Origin of the sequence: Candidatus Kuenenia sp. (assembly GCF_039794105.1) — a bacterium.
Lineage (GTDB): Bacteria > Planctomycetota > Brocadiia > Brocadiales > Brocadiaceae > Kuenenia.
Genome location: NZ_JBDIWA010000071.1, coordinates 1 through 2990, shown reverse-complemented (window position 1 = coordinate 2990; position 2990 = coordinate 1). Strand labels below are relative to the sequence as shown.

Genomic DNA, 2990 nt, shown 5'->3' with positions numbered 1-2990 from the left:
CGGTAAGTACTCCGAAATATTGTATCGGTTTAAAACTGGAAAAGGAAAATACCATAAACCCAAATGCGGCGGTTATTGAGGTAAAAACGGCAGCCCTTCCCACCCTGAACATCGTGCGGCAGACAGCTTCCTGATAATTGCCGTCAAGGGATAATTCTTTCCTGAATCGATAAAATATATGTATCGTGTCATCCACCGATATTCCCAGTGCAATGCTTGCTATCATAATGGTAGCCGCATCGAGTCTCATGCCGGCAAATCCCATCAGGCCAAGCGTCACCGTTATGGGAATCAGATTGGGAATAACACTGACGAGGCCTAGCCTCACCGATTTCAGTACGATGGTTGTGGCAATAAACATAAGAATAAACGCCAGGGAAAACGAGTAAATCTCGCTCCGGAGAATATTGTCCTGTACATTGATCAAAAGCGGGACTATACCCGTCACGTGCCATGACAGTGAAGCCGTGTTTAAACGAGTATCTATGAATGCTTTTACTGATTCAATGATGGCTTGATATCTGTTTGAACCGACTTGTTTCATCCTTACGGAAACCCTCGCATCGGAATGTTCCTGTGTATAAAGGGTATCAACATAGGTATCGCCGTATAGAGAAGCAAGTTTTACGTAATCCGCAGAACGATTTTCCGATGCAGGCAGTGTATAAAACTCCCTCTTGTTATTATTGAGCATCTGGTGTGTTTTCATAATGTAGTCGGCGATAGAAATTGAATGTGTTATTTCAGGTATTCCGTCCAGATGTCTTTGCAGTGCAACAACGGCATTCAGAATATTTGGTTGAAATATACTTGTGCCGCCGGACGTTTCAGCAACAATCTCAACAGGTAGCAAACCCGTTAGATGTTTTTCAATATATTTATTGTCCCTTGCAATACGGCTCTTTTCCGGGAAAGAGGTCATAAGATCTGATTCCAGCCTGAGTTTTGTAATACCGATTACCGAAATAACGAAAACAGCAAAACCTGCTGAAAGAAGGATCGTTTTGTTCTTCACCGTAAACTGCCCTATTTTATAAAACAAGGGCAGTGCATAGTCATTGCGGGAGGAGACATTCACACTGCGCTCCTTCTGCAGGGGAATGAAAGAAAGCAGTATTGGCACAAGCGTTATACTGACGACATAAGAAAGAATCGCACTGCCGCTCATAAATAAACCGGTGGTAAATACAGGGGGAATGCTGCTCGTCATGAGGGACGCAAAACCAATGGCGGTGGTAATACTTGCCATAAGAACCGGAATGCTGACGTGCTGCAGTGTTTCGTAAATCCGCCTTTCGTGGTAATAGTAATTAATTAACCGGATAGAGGTTGAAAGTGAAATGATAAACGTTAGCGGGAGCAGCATGTTTGCTATCATATTCATTGTCTGCCCCATCAATACAAATATTCCTGTAATCCATGTAATGCAGACGCCTACCGTTACAACAGGGATTACGACCCCTGAAATAGTACGAAACAAACATCCCAGCACAACAATAGAAACAGCAAACATCAGGGGGGTAAATTTCTCCATATCTTTTTTTGACATACGGTCAAGTTCTGCATTTACCACCGACGGCCCCGCAAGATAATACGGGCGTTGTTTCTTTGTTGTATTAACAGATTTCATATCTGTTTCTTTAAGTACTTTTTTTACATCAGCCACCAGCTTCTTTCGTGCTTCAGGGCCTGCGCATTTTACCGTGGCGACAATTGCCGTGGTTCTGCCGTTTTTGGAAATAATCGTATTCTGGTAAACAGGATCAGTGCGTACCTCCTGTTTAAAGACGTTTATTACCGAACGGCGCCCATATGTCTTCAGCTTTTCCTTAAAAAGCGGCGATGTGACCTTGCTTTTGAATACATCCGACATTGAGGCAACCGTGACGATACCCTCCAGGTTTTTTATCTTTCCGGCAAGCGTACTAATCTGCTGCATATATTCCCTGCTAAAAAGATTGACCTCACTGAACGCAACCACCAGAAACTCTTCGTCCCCGAACTTCTTTAAAAACTCATTGTAGTACGCTAAATCTTTATCGTCTTCTGAAAGCCAGATTTCTATGGAATTGTCCGTCTTCATCCCTTTGGCAAAGAAACCCAAAAAAGCGGTGATGATAAAAAAACACACCAAAATGGCTATTCTGTAAGAGAGAAGTATGTGAAGATATCTTTTCACGTTATTTTAAAATTAATGACAAAAATTACAACTTTTCGAACTAATCTCCATAGTTTTGGCAACCAGTTTCCCATTTTTAACGGAAGCGTTTACATACACCTGTACCCCTGATACCATGTTATCAAATGAAATCTTTCTGGAACTCATAGTAACACTGGAGAGACCGCTGGCGTCAATTTCCTGTCCGAGGAGTTCAAATGTCTTTTTTGACGTGTTTACCTGCCTGGTTTCTCCGGAGAATCGCCCGTCATACTTTTTATTCAATTTTACCGGTTCTTTTACCTTGCTTGCTTCAATAACACTTGAGCTGCCCGCATCTCCCTGTACCTTCACCGTATCGCCCACTTTAAGGTCGGCAAGTGTCGGGTCATCAACCCCTTTTATACGTAGTTTTGCATCGGTGCAATTTACCTCCACAAGATCATCCATCAGCGTGATTGTTTCATTCGTTTCGTCAAGACTGCTGATCTTCCCAACCAACGTACCTTTGTTTGCCGCGTAGAGCGGGAATGCCACGGCGAGAGTAAACATGCCGGCAATTACGGTATTGAGTGTGATACGTCTAATGTGCGTTAACATACTATTTTTCTCCTTTTGTTAAAATTGAATAAACGGTTTATTTACATATACCCGACCAGTATATTCATCTTCAGCGCTAACAGGATATCCCCTTTAATATCCGCCTTACCCTGAAAAAAAGCCTGTTGAGGGGTTATTTCCCTTTTCACTATGGAGATGAACGTTGCGCTGTCCAGAAGGAAGGCGCATGTCGGATTATCAATCGTCCTTTTTGTTACCTCTTTTACAAGAC

3 protein-coding genes are annotated in these 2990 nt (G+C 42.6%); all 3 read right to left on the bottom strand.

The genetic code is table 11. The features are described from left to right. Window positions 1-2179: MMPL family transporter (locus ABJL82_RS16490; protein WP_347275805.1), on the bottom strand; the 2179-nt coding region annotated here is incomplete at its 3' end. Between the two features lie 12 nt (window positions 2180-2191). Continuing rightward, complete coding sequence (locus tag ABJL82_RS16485) at window positions 2192-2758, bottom strand: DUF5666 domain-containing protein (RefSeq protein WP_347275804.1); 567 nt, start codon at window positions 2756-2758, stop codon at window positions 2192-2194. 41 nt (window positions 2759-2799) lie between these two features. Further along, window positions 2800-2990: SCP2 sterol-binding domain-containing protein (locus ABJL82_RS16480; RefSeq protein ID WP_347275803.1), on the bottom strand; the 191-nt coding region annotated here is incomplete at its 5' end.